Source organism: Mesorhizobium sp. M7A.F.Ca.CA.002.05.1.1 (genome assembly GCF_003998335.1).
Lineage (GTDB): Bacteria > Pseudomonadota > Alphaproteobacteria > Rhizobiales > Rhizobiaceae > Mesorhizobium.
In genome coordinates, this window is sequence record NZ_RZQI01001502.1 from 1 (window position 1) to 726 (window position 726).

At 61.8% G+C, this 726-nt stretch carries 1 protein-coding gene and 1 pseudogene; one reads left to right on the forward strand and one right to left on the reverse strand.

Annotated features, from left to right (window positions below; all coding sequences use genetic code 11):
- Positions 1–275: 275 nt before the first annotated feature.
- A complete protein-coding gene (locus EN939_RS36665; RefSeq protein ID WP_127272097.1) occupies positions 276–467 on the forward strand; it encodes a hypothetical protein in 192 nt (63 codons plus the stop codon).
- A gap of 73 nt (positions 468–540) precedes the next feature.
- On the opposite strand, the pseudogene EN939_RS36670 reads toward EN939_RS36665, so the two are convergent.
- Positions 541–726, reverse strand: a pseudogene (locus EN939_RS36670) (keto-deoxy-phosphogluconate aldolase); the annotation flags it as partial.

The window sequence follows — 726 nt, forward strand, 5'->3', positions numbered from 1 at the left end:
GCGAGGTCTACACGGCCGGCTTCCAGCCGAGCAGCCAGGTGGCCGATGCCAACCGCTTCACCGGCAACGCCGTCAAGTTCATGTCGGTAGCCCGCTTCCAGACCAAATGACGGCAGATCAATCGGCAAAGCCGCGCCGGGCAACCAGCGCGGCTTTTTGCTGTTCAGCGAACCGGGCCAGCCTGCACGGTCACGCTCGGCTGAACTTCTCGTGAAGCCGGAACGGTCGGCCTATTCCCTGGGTTAACATAGGTTCGTTCAAACCCGGGGAGATCCATGAAGAACATCCTATTGGCATCGGTCATCGCATTGGCAACCGCTTCGGCGGCTATCGCCCCTACGCAGGCCGAGACCATTGTCGTCAAAACTCATGACCATATGCACATGAAGAAGCACTGCCGGACCAAGGTGGTCACAAGCTGGAAGCATCACCACAGGGTGGTTGAAAAGGTCCGGGTCTGCAGCTGATCAGCTTCGGAGCCGATTTGGCAAACCCGGTCGACGCGAGTCGGCCGGGTTTCTTCATCCCGTGGCCGAGGCCTTATTTCGCAAGCTTGCTCGCGGCGCGCGCCAGGGCTTCGATCTCGTCCCACTTGCCGGCTTTGACGAGGTCGTCGGGCGCCACCCAGGAGCCGCCGACGCAGACCACGTTGGGCAGGCTGAGATAGTCGGCCGCGTTCTTGGCCGAGATGCCGCCGGTCGGGCAGAATTTCACATCGGCGAGCGG

What these genes read in the sequence shown, in the direction of transcription:
- EN939_RS36665 (WP_127272097.1), top strand. Translation starts at nt 276, where the DNA reads ATGAAGAACATCCTATTGGCATCGGTCATCGCATTGGCAACCGCTTCG.